This is a genomic window from Pseudohaliea sp., from assembly GCF_054552115.1.
This window is the reverse complement of sequence record NZ_JBTOLW010000002.1, coordinates 87,662-102,610: the sequence shown is the minus strand read 5'-3', so window position 1 is coordinate 102,610 and position 14,949 is coordinate 87,662. Positions and strand designations below refer to the sequence as shown.

Here is a 14,949-nt window from a genome sequence, read left to right as displayed (position 1 = left end):
GAGCGTGCTCCTCACCCGAGCCAGCTCGATCAACCGGGCGCTGGACGAGATCGGTGATCGCTGGTGCCTCCTGATCCTGCAGGAAGCCTTCTGGGGAGGCTCCACCTTCGGTGAACTGCTCGCGGCGACCGGTGCGTCGCGCGGCGTGCTCTCGGATCGGCTGAAGTGGCTGCAGGGTATCGATTGCCTGCGCCGTCGCGACGGCCGCTACCGGCTTACCCGCAAAGCCCTCGACCTCTACGACACCGCACTCATGGCTATGGCCTGGGAGCGCCGCTACTACCCGGTCCACGCCGCGCGGGACTTCACGCTGCGCCACCGCCGCTGCGGCCAGCCTTTTTCCCCGGTGCTGGCCTGCGATAGCTGCGCGGGCCCGGTGGACGGCCGCGCCGTTTCCTACAGCCCCGGCCCGGGCGCGACCACCGATGAGCGGCCGGTCAAGACGCGCCGTCGCTCCACGCTGCCCGCCAGCGCGGTGCCGGGCTCCCGCAATGTCTATCGCCACCTCGTTACCCTGGTGGGCGACCGCTGGACAGCGAACGTGATTGCGCTGGCCTTCCACGGCATCGCCCGCTTCGACGATTTTCACCGGGAACTGCCGGTGGCAACGAATACACTGGCGGACCGCCTGCGCCTGCTCGAGGACGCCGGCGTGCTCGCTGCCCAGGCCTACCAGCGCCGGCCCCGGCGCTTCGAATACCGGCTCACCGACAAGGGCTGGGACCTGTTCCCCTTCTTTCAGACGCTGCTCCACTGGGGTGACCGCTGGTGTGACCGGGATGGGCTGGGCCCGCCCATGGTGCTCCGCCACGACCCCTGCGGTCAGCGCCTTTACAGCCGCGTGCGCTGCGACCAGTGCGGCGAGCCCCTGGCGGCCTGGGACGTCGCCCTGAGCTTCGCCGGGGAGCGGGTGCCGGCGGTGGCAGGAGCGGAAAGCCCGGCAGCGGCCGAATGAAGATCGCGCAGCAGCACACGCAGGAGGATTAGCACCATGAGCACCGATTACCTTGCCCGGCACCGGGCCCTGCTCGACGAGGCGCTGGCCGCCTGCGCGGATCGCCGCCACTTCAGCGGCTGGCCGGAGAACCCGAGCAGCAAGCTCCACGGGGAGGAACCGCCGGCTGCCGGCAGGGCCCGGTTCGAGGCACTGCTCGGCAAGCCTTTCCCGCTCGAGCAGCCAGCGGAGGTCGGCCGTATCGGCGAAGAGGTTTCACCCTACACGCGAGAGCCCCTGGGTATCAGCTACCCGAAGGTCGATGTGCCCGCGCTCTACGAGGCTATCGATGCGGCGCGCGGCCCGTGGGCCGCCGCGGCGCCCGAGACGCGCGTCGGCCTCTGCCTTGAGATGCTGGCGCGCTGCGGCGAACAGCTGTTCGAGAATGCCCACGCCACCATGCACACCTCCGGCCAGTCCTATGTCATGGCCTTCGCGGGCAGCGGCGCCAATGCGCTGGACCGGGGCCTGGAAGCGCTCGCCTACGCGCACAAGGCCATGGCCGACGTGCCGCGCACGGGCCGTTGGCAACGGCAGTTCGGACGCGACGGCGTGGCGGATCTCGCCAAGCAGTACCGGCTGCGGCCACGCGGCGTGGGCATCGTGATCTGCTGCGCGACCTTCCCGCTGTGGAACGCCTACCCGGCCCTCTGTGCGTCCCTGGCCACCGGCAACCCGGTGGTGCTCAAGCCGCACCCGCGCGCGGTGCTGCCGGTGGCCCTGGTGGTCTCCGCCTGCCGCGCCGTGCTCAAGGAGGCCGGCTTCGACCCTAACCTGGTGACCCTGGTGGCGGACACCCGCGCCGAGCCGGCGACGCAGGCGCTGCTCGCGCAGCCGCAGACCGCGATTGTCGATTACACCGGGAGCCCCGCCTTCGGCAGCTGGCTGGAACAGAACTGCCCGGGCAGGCTTGTCTTCACCGAGACCGCCGGCTGCAACTCCGTGGTGCTCGAGTCCACGGATGATCTCGCCGCCACCGCCCGCGCCATCGCCCAGTCCCTGTGCCAGGCCTCGGCGCAGATGTGCACCAGCGTGCAGAACATCCACGTGCCGGCCGGCGGCGTGCGCGTGGGCGGTGAAACGGTCCCGGTGGAAGCCGTTGAGCGGGCGCTCTGTGAGGCCGTGGACGGCTGGCTCGCCGACCCGCGCCGGGCGGCGACCCTCTGCGGCACGCTCTTCGACGACTCGGTGCAGGAAACCGTGGACGCCTGCCGCGAGCGCGCGGCGGCTGCCGGCACGATCCTTCGCGACTCGGCTGCCTACGCGCACCCGGAGTTTCCCGCGTCGCGCACGGCGACGCCGCTGGTGATCGCCGCGGCGCCGGACGATGCGGACTGGTACCGGCAGGAGGTCTTCGGCCCGGTGTCCTTCGTGATCCGCCACGGCACCGCTGACGAGGCGCTGGCGGACGCCACGCGCAATGCCCGCGAGTGCGGCGCGATCACGGCGCACGTCTACAGCACGGACACGGCCTTCCTCGACCGTGCCATCGACGCCTATCACGACGCCGGCGCTTCCGTCGCCTGCAACCTGCACGGCATGCCGATCAACTTCGCGGCGGCGTACTCCGATTATCACGTCACCGGCCTCAACCCCGCGGGCAACGCCTGTCTCGCCGATCTCGCCTTCGTTGCCGGCCGCTTCCGCATCGTGCAGGCGAAATGGCCGGCCGGGACAACGGCAGAGGCGGCGGAGCAATCGGGCTGACCGGCAGGCTGGGAGGCCCCCGCACCCGCTGCTACACTGCGCTCTTCCGTCGACTGGAGACCGGCCGTGCAGCAACAACTCGAGACCATGCTCGCCATGCAGGACCGCATGAATACCCGGGTCCATCCCGAGTGGCAGGCCCAGGGTTTCGCCTGGTACCGCGCGACCTGGATCGAATGCGCGGAGCTCCTCGAGCACTACGGCTACAAGTGGTGGAAGCGCCAGGAGCCGGCCATGGAACAGGTGCGCCTCGAGATTGTCGATATCTGGCACTTCGGGCTGTCGATGCTGCTGCTCGAGGATGAGGACCACGCGGCCCTCGCCGCGCGCATTGCACGGGAGCTGGAGCAGGCAGCCCCGGCTACGGACGACCTGCGCCTGGCCACCGAGGCCCTGGCGGCCGCGGCCCTGGCGACCCGGCGTTTTTCCGTGACGGCCTTCCGCGACCTCATGAACACGGCGGACCTTGCCTTCGAGGACCTCTACACTGCCTACGTCGGCAAGAACGTGCTCAACTTCTTCCGCCAGGACAACGGCTACCAGGACGGCAGTTACCGCAAGACCTGGAGCGGGCGCGAGGACAACGAGCACCTGCACGAACTCCTCGGCAGCCTCGACGGCGGCGCCGCGGATTTCCCCGAGCGGCTCTATGCCGCTCTCGGCGAGCGCTATGGCGCCGGGGGCTGACGATCGCGGGGAGGGCAGCCTGCTCTCCACCTCCGCCCTGGCCAAGAGGCTGCACCTGCCGATCCAGCAGCTCTTTGCCACGCTCCGTGACTATGGCTGGATCGAGCGCAGCGGTGACCACTGGCTGCTGACGCCGAAAGGCGAGTTCGAGGGCGGCGCCTACCAGAACAGCAAGCGTTTCGGCCGCTACGTGGTCTGGCCGGAGACGCTCGCCACCCATCCCCTGCTGGCGGCCATCGAGTCGCGGCAGCGCATCACCGCACGCGGCCTGCGCCGCTACTACCCGCAGCTCCACCCGCAGACCATCAACCGGGCGCTGGCCGAGCTCGGCCTGCAGGAGCACACACTCCTCGGCTGGGAGCTGACCGACCTCGGCCGCCGCTTCGGCGGCCAGCAGGAGGAAAGCGACGACTCCGGCGCGCTTTATGTCAGCTGGCCGCATGAGATCATCGACGAGGCGGTGGTGCACCGGGAGCTCGGGCGTTTCTCCGAGCACGGCGCCCCCCGGGTGGACGACAGCGCCGAGCCGGATCTCTTCGCCAGCTCCGGCCAGGTCTCCGTCGAAGGCTACGCCGGCATCGATGGCCACGTGCTGCGCAGCCCGCTGCAGATGCATGTCTGCAACTGGCTCTATCTTGCCCAGCTGCCGCACGCCCACGCCCGGAGTCTGCCGGTGGACGAGGCCCTGTGCGCGGACTTCTACCTGCCGGCAGGGCGCATCTACATCGACTGCTGGGAAGCCGAGGTGCCCGCCGGTGAGCTGAGCGGGCGGTTGCGCAAGCGCGACATCTACGAGCGGCTGGGCCTGCGCAGTATCGAGATCAATGCGCGGGACGAGAGCCGCCTGGACGACGTGCTCGGCCGCCGGCTGCTCGAGTTCGGGCTGCGCTTCTAGCCGGGCTGCGCCGGGCGCTCATGCGTCGCCGGCGCAGCGGTTTATCGCCTCGGCCAGCTTCAGGTCGAGCTCTGTCAGGCCGCCGGCGTCGTGGGTCGACAGCCCGATGCTCACCGAGTTGTAGACGTTGCTCCACTCCGGGTGGTGGTTCATGGCCTCGGCGCAGAGCGCTACCCGGCTCATGAAGCCCCAGGCCGCGTTGAAGTCACCGAACCTGAAGTCCCGGCGCAGGTGATCGCCGTCCCGCTGCCAGCCGGGGAGCTTGTCGAGGGCCGCTGCGACAGCAGCGTCGTCGAGCCGTTCCATGGGAACCTCCGTCATGCGTCAGTGTGTGCTGTGGGTCTGGGCACTTGCGTCAGCGTCGCGCCAGGGCGACGGCGCATTCCATGTGGTCAGTGTAGGGGAACTGGTCGAACAGCCCAAAGCGCGTGATGCGGTAGTCGTCGTGCAGCGCGGCGAGGTTGTCTGCGAGCGTTACCGGGTTGCAGGAAACGTAGAGCAGGTGGTCGAAGCGGCGCAGGCTCGCGAGGGTCGCCGGGTCGAGGCCGGCCCGTGGCGGGTCCACGAAGGCCGTGCGCAGGTCGTGGTCTTCGAGCGCTATTGGCAGCTCGGCGAGGCGGCGGAAAGCCCGTTCGCCGCGCAGGGCGCTGCTCATCTCCTCTGCTGACAGCCGCACCACGGCGGCGTTGTCGACGCCGTTGTCGGCGAGGTTGTGCCGGGCATCGCGTACCGAGACCTTGGACAGCTCCGTGGCGAGCACCCGCGGGAAATGGCGGGCCAGCGGCACGGTGAAATTGCCGTTGCCGCAGTAGAGCTCCAGGAGGTCGCCCGGCAGCTCGGTCGCGGCTGCGCAGGCCCACTCGAGCATGGCCACGTTGACGGCGGCGTTGGGCTGGGTGAAGGCCTGCTCGCGCTGCCGGTAGCGGCAGGCTCGGCCGTTGACGGTGAGCTCCTCCGTGACCCAGTCCCTGCCGATGACGACCTTCTGGCCCCGGCTGCGCCCGACAATGGCCATGCCCAGCGCTTCTGCAAGGGCGTTCGCCGCCGCTTCCCACGCGTCATCGAGGCGCCGGTGATAGGCCAGCGTGACCAGGACCTCAGCCGTCGTCGTTGCCAGGAATTCCACCTGGAACAGCTTGTGCCGCAGATCGTGGTCGTCGCGGAGCGCCCGGCGCAGCGGCTCCATGCGCTCGCGGATCGGCATGCAGGCAATGGGAAAGTCGTCGACCCGCAGAGGTTCCTTCGGTGCGGCAGGATCGAACATGGCATAAAAGCTGTCGTCGCCCTCGTGCCAGAAGCGGAATTCGGCGCGCATGCGGAACGCTTCCGGCGGGGAGGGCGCCACGGTCGGGGCCGGCGGGTCGAAAGGCGCGAGGAGAGCGCTCACCCGGGCGGCCTTTTCGGCGAGCAGTGCGTCGTAGCGCTCGGGCTGGAACCGGGGCGGGCTCACAGGCAGTTCGCCGGCCGCGGCAGGCCCGCGAGGCGGGCGCCGACTTTCGCCGGCGAGCCGGGAAAGAGCTTGAGCAGGTAGAGGCTCGTGCCCTTGTCGGGGCCGAGCTCCTGCCGGCAGTACTTCACCAGCGCCCGCATGGCCGGCGAGCTGTCGAAGGTGTGGTAGTAGCGCCGCAGGAGCTCGAGGACCTCCCAGTGCGCATCTTCGAGCGCGATACCTTCCTCCGCGGCCAGCGCCGTGGCCACGTCGCGGTCCCAGTCGGCGCTGTCGCGCAGGAACCCGTCCTTGTCCAGCGGGGGCAGGGCCATCGCCGGCTCAGAACCAGGCACGCTGCGCCGCGTGCTGCTCGGTCAGGGCGACAAAGCCCGCGGAATCTACCACCGCTACGCGCGGGTCGCAGCGTTCCGCCAGGCCGCAGGCTGCGAGGTCGGCGGCGAGGACGTGGAGCGTCGCGCCGCTTCGCGCCCACGCGTCCAGGCCCGGTGCCGCGGCGTGCCAGGCCCCGTCGCCATGGAACAGGACCGCATCGCCGTCCCGGAGCTGCGCCAGGGCCGCCTCGGTGGCCCGGGCGCCGGGGAGCAGGTTGACCGTGTGCAGCGCCATCAGAAGCTCAGCACGTGTTCGTGCCGGTCCTGCACATCGCGCTGCCCGGCCAGGTCGAGCACCGTGACGAAGGCGGGCAGGTCATCGGCGGCCAGGCCGTGGCACGCGAGTGCTTCGCCATCGGCGTAGACCGCTTCGAGGTCGTAGAGCGGCATGGAGTCGATGAGCCGGCGCAGGCTCTTGCGGCCGATGGCCGCCGGCGCCTGCGCGGGCGCGAGCTGCAATACCCCGGGGCCGGCGAAGAGCACGCTCGTCGGTTGGTCGAAGGCGGCGTAGGCCAGCGCCGCATCCAGCCCCGCCCGCGCGAGGGAACCCGCATAGGGCGCCCGGTTCATGACCAGCAGCGTCGCTTTCATGGCGCACCGCCGCCGAAGGTCAGGGCGCGGTCTGCGGCCGCTGTGGCCTCGACCAGCAGGCCGAGCCCACCAAGGGTGAAGCCCTCTGCCAGGGTGGCCGCCGGGCGCTCGAAACGGGCGGCCTCGTCCGCATCGAGCACGCCGTGGCGCACGGCGGAGCCGATGCACGCGACCAGTTCGACTCCGTGGTCGCGGGCGAGGGCCTGCCATCCCTCCAGGGGCGACGGCTCGTCGCCGGGCGGGACTGCGCTGGCGAGGGCCACCTGCGTGCCCGCATCCGAAAAGAACACGCGCGGCAGCGCGTGGCCCGCCGCGAGGGCGGCCTCGCAGAGACCGATGGCGGCGCGGTGGACGGCGGTGGCCTGGGGCGGGGCGAGCACGAGGAGGGCGTAACGCATGGGCGCGGATTATAAACAAAAAACCCCGGCGGGGCCGGGGTTTCGGGGGTGGCGGGGACCGCCGTCAGTCGTCGCCGCCGAGCGCCGTGAGCAGGCTCAGGAGGTGGATGAACAGGTTGTAGATGTTCAGGTACAGGCCCACCGTGGCGCGGATATAGTTGGTCTCGCCGCCGTGGATGATGCGGCTGGTGTCGAACAGGATCAGCCCCGACATGATGAACACCACGGCCGAGGAGATCGTCAGCGACAGCGCCGGGATCGCCAGGAAGATGTTGGCGATCATGGCCACCACGGCAACCAGCAGGCCCACCATCAGGAAGCCGCCGAGGAACGAGAAATCCTTGCGGGTGGTCAGCGCATAGGCGGACAGGCCGAAGAACACGATCGCGGTGCCGCCGAGCGCCTGCAGCACGAGCGAAGACCCGCCCGGCATCGACAGGTAGTAGCTGAGCAGCGGGCCGAGGGAGGCACCCATCACGCCCGTAAAGGCGAAGATCGCCGGCAGGCCTTTTGCGCTGTCCGCCAGGCGGTTGACCACGAAGAGGAGGCCGAAACCGACCAGGGTCAGCACGAGGGCGGCGCCGTGACCAAGGCCCAGCGCCATGGACAGCCCCGCGGTACCGGCGCTGAAGAGCAGGGTCATCCCCAGCAGCATATAGGTGTTACGCAGCACCTTGTTGGTGCTCGCCACCTGCTCCATGCCGCTGCTGGCAACGTTATAAAGGCTTCTGTTCTCCATCGTTAACTCCGTTGGGACACGTGCTGTAGTAGGACCGGGAAACCCGCTATCGGTTCCCCGCCATTAGCGAACAGTATGGGGGCTGCGGGGCGCTTTGCAAGGGTGATCGGCGTCCTCAGCCGAGCCCTCGCGACAGGAGCTGGACAGCGCCGAGCCCCGCCAGGATCGCACCGGCACCCCCGGCAAGCCAGGCGATGCTGCGGCCGGCGGGCGGCGCCAGGCTGCGGACCTGTCCGCGGCTCCCGGTGGCCGCGGCGAGCAGGAGGGCAACGAGCAGTGCGGCCACCAGCCCTGAAACGTTCCACCACAGCCAGGAGACGCTGGGCAGGGCCAGCGCGATGACCGCGTTGCCCGCGATGCCGGCGAGGAAGCCGAGGATCGCCGGTGCACCGCGGGCCGCGGGTGCGAACAGGGCGAGGAGAAACAGCGCGAGCAGCGGCCCGTTGGCCATTGAGCCGACCTTGTTGATCGCCTCGAGCACCGTGGGTGCAATATGTTCCACGGTGAAAGAAAAGGCCACCGCCGCCGCACCCCAGGCGAGCGTAACCCGGCGGGAGAGGCGGAACAGCTGCTCTTCGCCGCGCTTTCGGTCGCGGTCGATGAAGTCCTCCAGCGTGGCCGCCGACAGGCTGTTCAGCGCCGAGTCGATGGAGGACATGGCGGCCGCGAACAGCCCGACGATCGCCAGGCCCGCAAAGCCCGGGGCGAACTCACGGGAGACGAAGGCGGGGAACACGAGATTGATGTTGGCGCTGCCATCCGCCGTGCGCGGCAGGGAGGCGATGAATTCCGGCTGCCGGGCGGCGTAGGCGGCGAGGCCGAGACCGAGGAGGCAGTAGGCCAGCACGAGCGGGAAGCGCAGCAGGCCGTTGAGCACCAGCACCCGCTCGAGGCCGCGCCGGTCCCGCGCCGCCAGCAGGCGCTGGGCCTGGCTCTGGTCACAGCCGTAGTAGGCCACGTAGAGAAAGAAACCGCCGAACAGCATGGGCCAGAAGCCGTAGTCGTTCCCGGTGGTGAGCCCCCAGTCATCGACCAGCGGGCCGAGGCGGGGGGCGAGGCCGGGAAGGTCCGCGAGCAGCGGCTCGGCCAGCCAGGCGACCGCAAAGAGCACGGCGGCGACCAGCAGCAGCATCTGCACCACGTCGGAGATGACCACAGCGCGCATACCGCCGAGCACGTCGTAGGCGATGGTGATGCCCATCAGCAGACAGACCGCCACCGGATAGCTGAGCCCGGTGATGAGCCCGAGCACCGAGGCGACGCCGTAGACGGTGACCCCGGTGGCCACACCGCGGAAGACCAGGAAGCAGCCGCTGGCGAGGCGGCGGGCCGCCGGGCCGAGCCGTTCCTCGAGGAATGCGTAGATCGAGATGACGCCGCTGGCGTGCACCGGCGCAAAAAGAAAACAGAGCGCCAGCATCGCCAGGGGCACCGCGAGCTCGTACTGCAGCCAGAGCAGCCCGCCGGCGGCGGCAAAGCCCACGAAAGCCGGCGCTCCGAGCAGGCTGTTGGTGGAGCACTGGGTGGCGATGATGGAGGTGGCGAGGGCCCAGTTCGGCAGGCCGTGGCCCGCGAGGTAGTAATCCTCCCGCGAGTGCTGGTGCCGGCCGAGGCCGACCGCGAGGAGCAGCATGCCCGCGAGGTAGGAACCGATGACCCACCAGTCGATGGTGGTCATCGCCTGCCGTACCCTGGTTGCAGGGGCGCGCGGCGCTGACCTAAGGTGGTGACACATTCCGCCACAGCGAGGGCCTCTTCCATGGTTCGCCTGTTTTCAATCGTACCGCTAGTTTGCCTGCTTATCGCCCCGGGACTCCATGCTGCCGGTCAGGACGTCACCTATGGCGTCGATGGGGAAGACTTCGAAGGCTACTTCGCGCCTGCCGGAGAGGCGAGGGGCCTGGTCCTGCTCATTCACGACTGGGACGGCCTCACCGACTATGAGCGCAAGCGCGCCGACATGCTGGCCGGGCTCGGTTACGACGTGTTTGCCGCCGACCTGTTCGGCGCGGGCGTTCGTCCGACGAAGGTGGAGGACAAGCGCCAGCACACGGGCGAACTGTACAAGGACCGCGAGCGCATGCGGGCGCTGATCCGCGGTGCGCTGGCGGAGGCGCAGCGGCAGGGCGGCGATGTCGGCAATGCGGTCGCCATGGGCTACTGCTTTGGCGGCGCCGCGGTGCTGGAGTTCGCCCGCTCGGGGGCGGCGCTGAAGGGCTTCGCCACCTTCCACGGCGGCCTGGGCACGCCGCCGGGGCAGGACTACCGCGCCGTGGCCGGCCCGGTGGCCGTGTATCACGGCAGCGCCGACGCCGCTGTGACGCTCGACGACTTCGTGGCCCTCGCCGGGGCGCTCGAGGACAACGGCATTCCCCACGAGATGACCACCTATGGCGGCGCGCCCCACGCGTTCACCGTGTTCGGCAGCGACCGTTACCGTGCCGGCGCGGACGCGCGCAGCTGGGCGTCTTTCCTCGACTTCCTGCGGCAGACGCTCGACTGAGGCCTGCTTTCAGCCGGGCCAACGGAACCTGTCGGCCGGCTGCTGAGCGGGCTGTTCCGGTACCGCTCACTGGTGGGCAGGCTCCTCGGGTCCGGGGAGCGCAAGCTTCAACTTCAGCCGGAACGAAAAAAGCCCCGGCGCGGGGCCGGGGCAGAAGCAGGGTTTCTGGCGAGGGCTCAGATTGCCTTCTGGCAGAAGTAGAAGTCCGTGCACTCGTACTCGCCGCTCGCCATGCGCTCGGCGGCTTCGGCTGCCGTCTTCGCCGGCGGGACGATGACCTTGTCGCCCGGCTGCCAGTTCTCCGGGGTGGCTACGCCGTGCTCGTCCGAGGTCTTCAGCGCGTCCAGCAGGCGCAGGAACTCGTCGATGGAGCGGCCGTTGCTCATGGGGTAGTAGACCATGGCGCGCAGGATGCCCTTCGGGTCGATGAGGAAGGTCGCGCGCACAGCGGAGGTGTCGGCGGCCCCGGGGTGAATCATCCCGTAGGCGCGGGCCACGTCCATCTTCAGGTCCGCGATGATCGGGAAGGGGATCTCGACCCCGAACTTCTCCTCGATGTTGCGCATCCAGGCGATGTGCGAGTGCGTGCTGTCGATGGACAGGCCGAGCAGCTCGGCGCCGCGGGCCCTGAAGTCCCCGGCGCGCCGCGCAAAGGCGATGAACTCGGTGGTGCACACCGGAGTGAAATCCGCCGGGTGCGAGAACAGCACCAGCCATTTGCCCTCGTAGTCCGCGAGGCTTCGCGGGCCGTCTGTGGTCGGGGCGTTGAAGGCCGGCGCCGGCTCGTTGAGGCGGGGGAGGCCGATCGTCACAGTGTTTGCTTCCATGGTCTTGCTCCTTGCTTGGGTTGGCTGCGCTTGCGGGCGCGGTTGTCGAAGGTGGCCGGCGGCCACCGGATCACAGAGTGTTCAGGGGCACGCGCAGGTACCGGGTGCCGTTGCTCTCTTCTGCCGGCAGCTCGCCGGCTTTCATGTTTACCTGCAGCGACGGGATGATCAGCCGCGGCATGGCCAGGGTCCGGTCACGCTCCTCGCGCAGGCGGGTGAAGGTCTCTTCGTCGATGCCGTCGCGGGCGTGGATGTTCTCCGCGCGCTGCTCGGCGACGGTGCTCATGAACTGGAGCTCGCGACCGCCGGGGGCGTAGTCGTGGCACATGAAGAGCCGCGTGTCGCCGGGCAGGCTCAGCACCTTGCGGATCGAGCGGTACAGGGTGGCCGCATCGCCGCCGGGGAAGTCGGCGCGGGCGGAGCCGGCATCGGGCATGAAGATCGTGTCACCCACGAAGGCGGCGTCGCCGATCACGTGGGTCGTGCAGGCGGGTGTGTGGCCCGGCGTATGCAGCACCTTGGCTTCGAGGTTGCCGATCCGGTAGCGGTCGCCATCGGCGAAGAGCCGGTCGAACTGCGAGCCGTCGCGCTGGAATGCCGTGCTCTCGTTGAAGATCTTGCCGAAGGTCTCCTGCACCGTGTCGATGTGCTCGCCGATGCCCGTGCGGCCGCCCAGGGCAGCCTGGAGGTAGGGCGCGGCGGACAGGTGGTCGGCGTGCACGTGGGTTTCCACGATCCACTCCACCGTGAGCCCGCGCTCGCGGATGAAGGCGATGATGCGGTCGGCGCCTTCGTAGCCGATGCGGCCGGCGGCGTAGTCGAAGTCGAGGACGGAATCCACGATGGCGCAGGCGCCGCTGGTGGGGTCCTCGACCACGTAGCTGAAGGTGTTGGTCGGTTCATCGAAAAAGTGCGTGACGACCGGTTTCAGGGTGTTGTCACTGGCATTGTTCATTGCCTGTCTCCTCTGGCCTGCTGTGTTGCGATGGATTCAGAATAGGGAACACCGATAGAAAGGTGAAACCGTTTATATAGCTAATAAAGATCGCCTTAAACGATTTTAATTTGCGCGGCCGGGCAGTGGCGGGTGACCGCGTCAGCAAGGCCTTTCCGGTAGACTCGCGGGCCCGCATCCCTTGCAAGGAGTTTCCTCATGTCGTTCCCCCGTTGCCTCCGCCGGCCTCTGCTCACGCTGCTGGCGAGCCTGTCCCTCGTCACCGCCGCGCACGGTGAGGAGACGCCGCTCCGGGTCCTGGTGCGCGCCGATGACGCGAAGTTCATCGGCAGTGGCGTCGGCGGGCTTTACGTGACCGTTCGTAATGCAGACAGCGGTGAGCTGCTGGGCAGTGGCCGGATCGAGGGCGGGACCGGGGATACCCCGGCCCTGATGAGCGAGCCGCAGCGCCGCGGCCGCAGCGTGGTGACCGAGGATGCGGCGAGCCTTGCACTGACCCTGGACCTCGACCGGCCGACGAGGGTCACGGTGGACGTGACCGGCCCCCAGGCTAGTGCCCAGGGCCGGCAGCAGCTCACCACGTCGCTCTGGCTGCTACCCGGCCAGGACCGGGCAACCCGGCCGCTGGTGCTGCACCTGAACGGTCTCCTCGTGGACCTGGCCGCGCTCGAGAGCGGCCCGGACACCCTGGCGGTGACCGCCGAGGTCTCGATGCTCTGCGGCTGCACGATCTCGGAAGAGGGCCCCTGGCGCGCGGAGGATTATGCCGTCCGTGCCGTGCTCTACAGCGCAGGGCAGCCTGTCGCTGAAGCACCCCTCGCCTTCACGGGGGAGACCAGCCGCTTTGCCGCCACGTTGCCCCGCCCCGAGGGCAGGGCGCTGACGCTGGAGCTGCAGGCGCTGCAGCACAGCACCGGCAATGCGGGTGTCTACCGGCAGGAGCTTGCCAGGTAAGGCTTCCCCGCCTGGCGGGGCGCCGGGCGTCGCCGGCGCCTGCCCGCCGCGTCAAGGTGACGGGAAGGCCGGTCCGCTCTGCCTGCCCAACCTGCGCAGAACAACTGCGAGCGGGCAGAACCCGGTGAAGGCCGACTGCAGCAGGTTGGCGCCGACAAAGGCGGTAAACCAGAGCCACCCGGGGTGCACGAAGTGCGCCAGGACCAGGGAGAGGAGGATGAAGGTACCGGCGAAAGCCAGCACAAGTCGTTCGATAGTCATGATCGGTCATGCTCCTGTCGGCGGGGCGGTGCCACGCCCCGCGGTTCAATGTCAGGCAACCTCGACCAGCGCCAGCCGGTCCCGCAGGGCGGCCTCGTCGCTGACCAGGTCGGCCAGCGTGCTGCCGTCGAGTTCCCGGTAGAAGCCTTCCAGCCCCCGCTTCAGGAGCCCTGTGAGCTTGCACGTGCCGGCGATACGGCACTGGTTGCGCTCGGGGTTGAAGCACTCGACAAAATCACCGGTATCTTCCAGGGCACGGATGGCTTCGCCGACGGGGATGCGCTCAGGGGGCCGGGCGAGCTCGATGCCGCCGTTGCGACCCCGCACCGTGTGCAGGTAGCCGAGCTGGCCGAGGTGACGGGCGGACTTCAGGAGGTGGGCGCGGGAGATGTCAAAAGCCGTTGCAACTTCGGGGATGGTGACCAGCCGGTCCCGGTGCAGGGCACAGTACATGAGGATGCGTAGGGAGTAGTTTGTATAGCTGGTCAGTCTCATCAGAACCTCTCCGGCGCCCTGGTTGCGCTTGCCTTGTTTCAGTATATTAAACTATTATAAAAAATAGTAGTTAACGGGTGTGACAGCTTCGCCCGCCGTAACAGGAAGTAATAGGAAGGAGTGCCTCTGGATGAATCCCATGAAACCCGCAGCGCGGAGGCTCCCGGCCTGGGCAATGCTGGGTGTGCTTTGCTGGCTCGCGCAACCTGCCCCGGTCATCGCCGCAGAGGCGCTCGACCAGGCAGCGATGGCGTCCGGTTTCCAGGCGCTCGAGAGCGCCTGCTTCTCCTGCCACAGCCCCGACGCGACGCCGGCAGACCGGATTGCACCGCCCATGGCAGCCATTCGTCACCGTTACCTGATGGACAATCCGTCCCTGGGCGCCTTCCGCGGCGCGCTGGTCGGCTTCGTGAATGATCCGTCCGCTGCCAACGCGCGCATGCCCGGTGCCGTGAAGCGCTTCGGTGTCATGCCGGCGCTTTCCCTCGACGACGCGACCCTTGGCGATGTGGCCTATTACCTCTACCACACGCCGCTGGATGCCCCCGGCTGGGCTGCCGATGGCTACGCCCGCGACAAGGCTCGCTATGCCGCGTCAGCGAGGGGCCCGGTGACGGAGGACGAATACCGTCGTTACGGGCAGCAACTGGCCATGCAGACCAAGACGGCCCTCGGCAGCAACCTGAAAAAAGCCCTGAAGGAGGGTGGGCCGGAGCATGCCGTCTCCTTCTGCAACACGCAGGCAGAACCCATCGCGGATGACATGTCTGCGAAGCTCGACGCCGCCATCGGCCGGGTCAGTGACCGGCCGCGAAACCCGGCCAACGCGGCCGACGACGTCGAGCTCGCCATCATCCGCGATTTCAAGGCCGTCCTCGCGGCGGGGGAGAAGCCGGAAGCGGCGCTCCGGGAGCGCGGTGAGCAGGTGGTCGGCTACTACCCCATCGTCACCAACGGCATGTGCCTGCAGTGTCATGGCGAGGCCGGCACCCAGGTCAGCCCGGCAACGCTGGCGCTTATTGAACGGTTGTATCCGGAGGACAAGGCGACCGGCTACGGCGTCAACGAACTGCGAGGCCTGTTCGTGGTCGGCATGCATCGAACTGAAAGCGAGGACTGAGT

Annotated in this window: 19 protein-coding genes; 7 read left to right on the top strand and 12 right to left on the bottom strand. The window is 68.9% G+C overall.

Translation table 11 applies throughout. From position 1 onward, the window contains the following. The first annotated feature begins 4 nt into the window (after positions 1–4). The 4 genes from ACX93N_RS01720 to ACX93N_RS01705 all read left to right on the top strand — a co-directional run bounded on the left by ACX93N_RS01720 (position 5) and on the right by ACX93N_RS01705 (position 4,283). Positions 5–955: a winged helix-turn-helix transcriptional regulator gene (locus ACX93N_RS01720; RefSeq protein WP_459426660.1), complete on the top strand. Its 951-nt coding sequence runs from the start codon at positions 5–7 to the stop codon at positions 953–955. 36 nt (positions 956–991) lie between these two features. Next, on the top strand, positions 992–2,701 hold the full coding sequence (gene paaN / locus ACX93N_RS01715) for a phenylacetic acid degradation protein PaaN (protein ID WP_459426659.1): 1,710 nt from the start codon (positions 992–994) through the stop codon (positions 2,699–2,701). 66 nt (positions 2,702–2,767) lie between these two features. After that, a complete protein-coding gene (locus ACX93N_RS01710) occupies positions 2,768–3,388 on the top strand; it encodes a dUTP diphosphatase (RefSeq protein ID WP_459426658.1) in 621 nt (206 codons plus the stop codon). Next, positions 3,372–4,283, top strand: coding sequence for a hypothetical protein (locus tag ACX93N_RS01705; protein WP_459426657.1), 912 nt, complete (start codon positions 3,372–3,374; stop codon positions 4,281–4,283). Before ACX93N_RS01710 ends, ACX93N_RS01705 begins: the two co-directional genes overlap by 17 nt. 18 nt (positions 4,284–4,301) lie before the next feature. Here the strand turns inward: ACX93N_RS01705 and ACX93N_RS01700 are convergent, their stop codons facing one another. The 8 genes from ACX93N_RS01700 to ACX93N_RS01665 form a co-directional block, all read right to left on the bottom strand. Next, positions 4,302–4,589 carry a 4a-hydroxytetrahydrobiopterin dehydratase gene (locus ACX93N_RS01700; protein WP_459426656.1) on the bottom strand — a complete coding sequence of 96 codons (288 nt, stop codon included), beginning with the start codon at positions 4,587–4,589 and terminating at the stop codon, positions 4,302–4,304. A gap of 49 nt (positions 4,590–4,638) precedes the next feature. Next, positions 4,639–5,733: a tRNA (uridine(54)-C5)-methyltransferase TrmA gene (gene trmA / locus ACX93N_RS01695; RefSeq protein WP_459426655.1), complete on the bottom strand. Its 1,095-nt coding sequence runs from the start codon at positions 5,731–5,733 to the stop codon at positions 4,639–4,641. Continuing rightward, complete coding sequence (locus ACX93N_RS01690) at positions 5,730–6,044, bottom strand: TusE/DsrC/DsvC family sulfur relay protein (RefSeq protein ID WP_459426654.1); 315 nt, start codon at positions 6,042–6,044, stop codon at positions 5,730–5,732. The genes trmA and ACX93N_RS01690 overlap by 4 nt, the downstream gene beginning before the upstream one ends. Before the next feature lie 7 nt (positions 6,045–6,051). Next, positions 6,052–6,339, bottom strand: a complete 288-nt coding sequence (tusB, locus tag ACX93N_RS01685; RefSeq protein WP_459426653.1) for a sulfurtransferase complex subunit TusB — start codon at positions 6,337–6,339, stop codon at positions 6,052–6,054. Next, positions 6,339–6,695, bottom strand: coding sequence for a DsrE family protein (locus ACX93N_RS01680; RefSeq protein WP_459426652.1), 357 nt, complete (start codon positions 6,693–6,695; stop codon positions 6,339–6,341). The genes tusB and ACX93N_RS01680 overlap by 1 nt, the downstream gene beginning before the upstream one ends. Beyond that, positions 6,692–7,093, bottom strand: coding sequence for a sulfurtransferase complex subunit TusD (tusD, locus tag ACX93N_RS01675; protein WP_459426651.1), 402 nt, complete (start codon positions 7,091–7,093; stop codon positions 6,692–6,694). Before tusD ends, ACX93N_RS01680 begins: the two co-directional genes overlap by 4 nt. 64 nt (positions 7,094–7,157) lie before the next feature. Further along, positions 7,158–7,832, bottom strand: coding sequence for a Bax inhibitor-1/YccA family protein (locus ACX93N_RS01670; RefSeq protein WP_459426650.1), 675 nt, complete (start codon positions 7,830–7,832; stop codon positions 7,158–7,160). 115 nt (positions 7,833–7,947) lie between these two features. Then, positions 7,948–9,510 (bottom strand): sodium:solute symporter family transporter, encoded by a 1,563-nt coding sequence (locus ACX93N_RS01665; RefSeq protein ID WP_459426649.1) that lies wholly within the window; start codon positions 9,508–9,510, stop codon positions 7,948–7,950. A gap of 81 nt (positions 9,511–9,591) precedes the next feature. Here ACX93N_RS01665 and ACX93N_RS01660 point away from each other — a divergent pair, with 81 nt between their 5' ends. Continuing rightward, positions 9,592–10,335: a dienelactone hydrolase family protein gene (locus ACX93N_RS01660; RefSeq protein ID WP_459426648.1), complete on the top strand. Its 744-nt coding sequence runs from the start codon at positions 9,592–9,594 to the stop codon at positions 10,333–10,335. Positions 10,336–10,511: 176 nt separating this feature from the next. On the opposite strand, the gene ACX93N_RS01655 is transcribed toward ACX93N_RS01660, so the two are convergent. Next, entirely contained in the window at positions 10,512–11,162 is a 651-nt protein-coding gene (locus ACX93N_RS01655; RefSeq protein WP_459426647.1) for a peroxiredoxin, read from the bottom strand. A gap of 70 nt (positions 11,163–11,232) precedes the next feature. After that, a complete protein-coding gene (locus tag ACX93N_RS01650) occupies positions 11,233–12,117 on the bottom strand; it encodes an MBL fold metallo-hydrolase (protein WP_459426646.1) in 885 nt (294 codons plus the stop codon). Positions 12,118–12,315: 198 nt separating this feature from the next. Between ACX93N_RS01650 and ACX93N_RS01645 the strand changes: the two genes are divergently transcribed. Beyond that, positions 12,316–13,071 (top strand): hypothetical protein, encoded by a 756-nt coding sequence (locus tag ACX93N_RS01645; protein WP_459426645.1) that lies wholly within the window; start codon positions 12,316–12,318, stop codon positions 13,069–13,071. Positions 13,072–13,122: 51 nt separating this feature from the next. Here ACX93N_RS01645 and ACX93N_RS01640 read toward each other — a convergent pair whose 3' ends face one another. Beyond that, on the bottom strand, positions 13,123–13,332 hold the full coding sequence (locus ACX93N_RS01640) for a YgaP family membrane protein (protein WP_459426644.1): 210 nt from the start codon (positions 13,330–13,332) through the stop codon (positions 13,123–13,125). A 51-nt stretch (positions 13,333–13,383) separates the two neighbouring features. After that, positions 13,384–13,827, bottom strand: a complete 444-nt coding sequence (locus ACX93N_RS01635; RefSeq protein ID WP_459426643.1) for an RrF2 family transcriptional regulator — start codon at positions 13,825–13,827, stop codon at positions 13,384–13,386. 139 nt (positions 13,828–13,966) lie between these two features. On the opposite strand from ACX93N_RS01635, the gene ACX93N_RS01630 reads away from it, so the two are divergent. Beyond that, positions 13,967–14,947 carry a c-type heme family protein gene (locus tag ACX93N_RS01630; protein ID WP_459426642.1) on the top strand — a complete coding sequence of 327 codons (981 nt, stop codon included), beginning with the start codon at positions 13,967–13,969 and terminating at the stop codon, positions 14,945–14,947. Positions 14,948–14,949 lie beyond the last annotated feature (2 nt).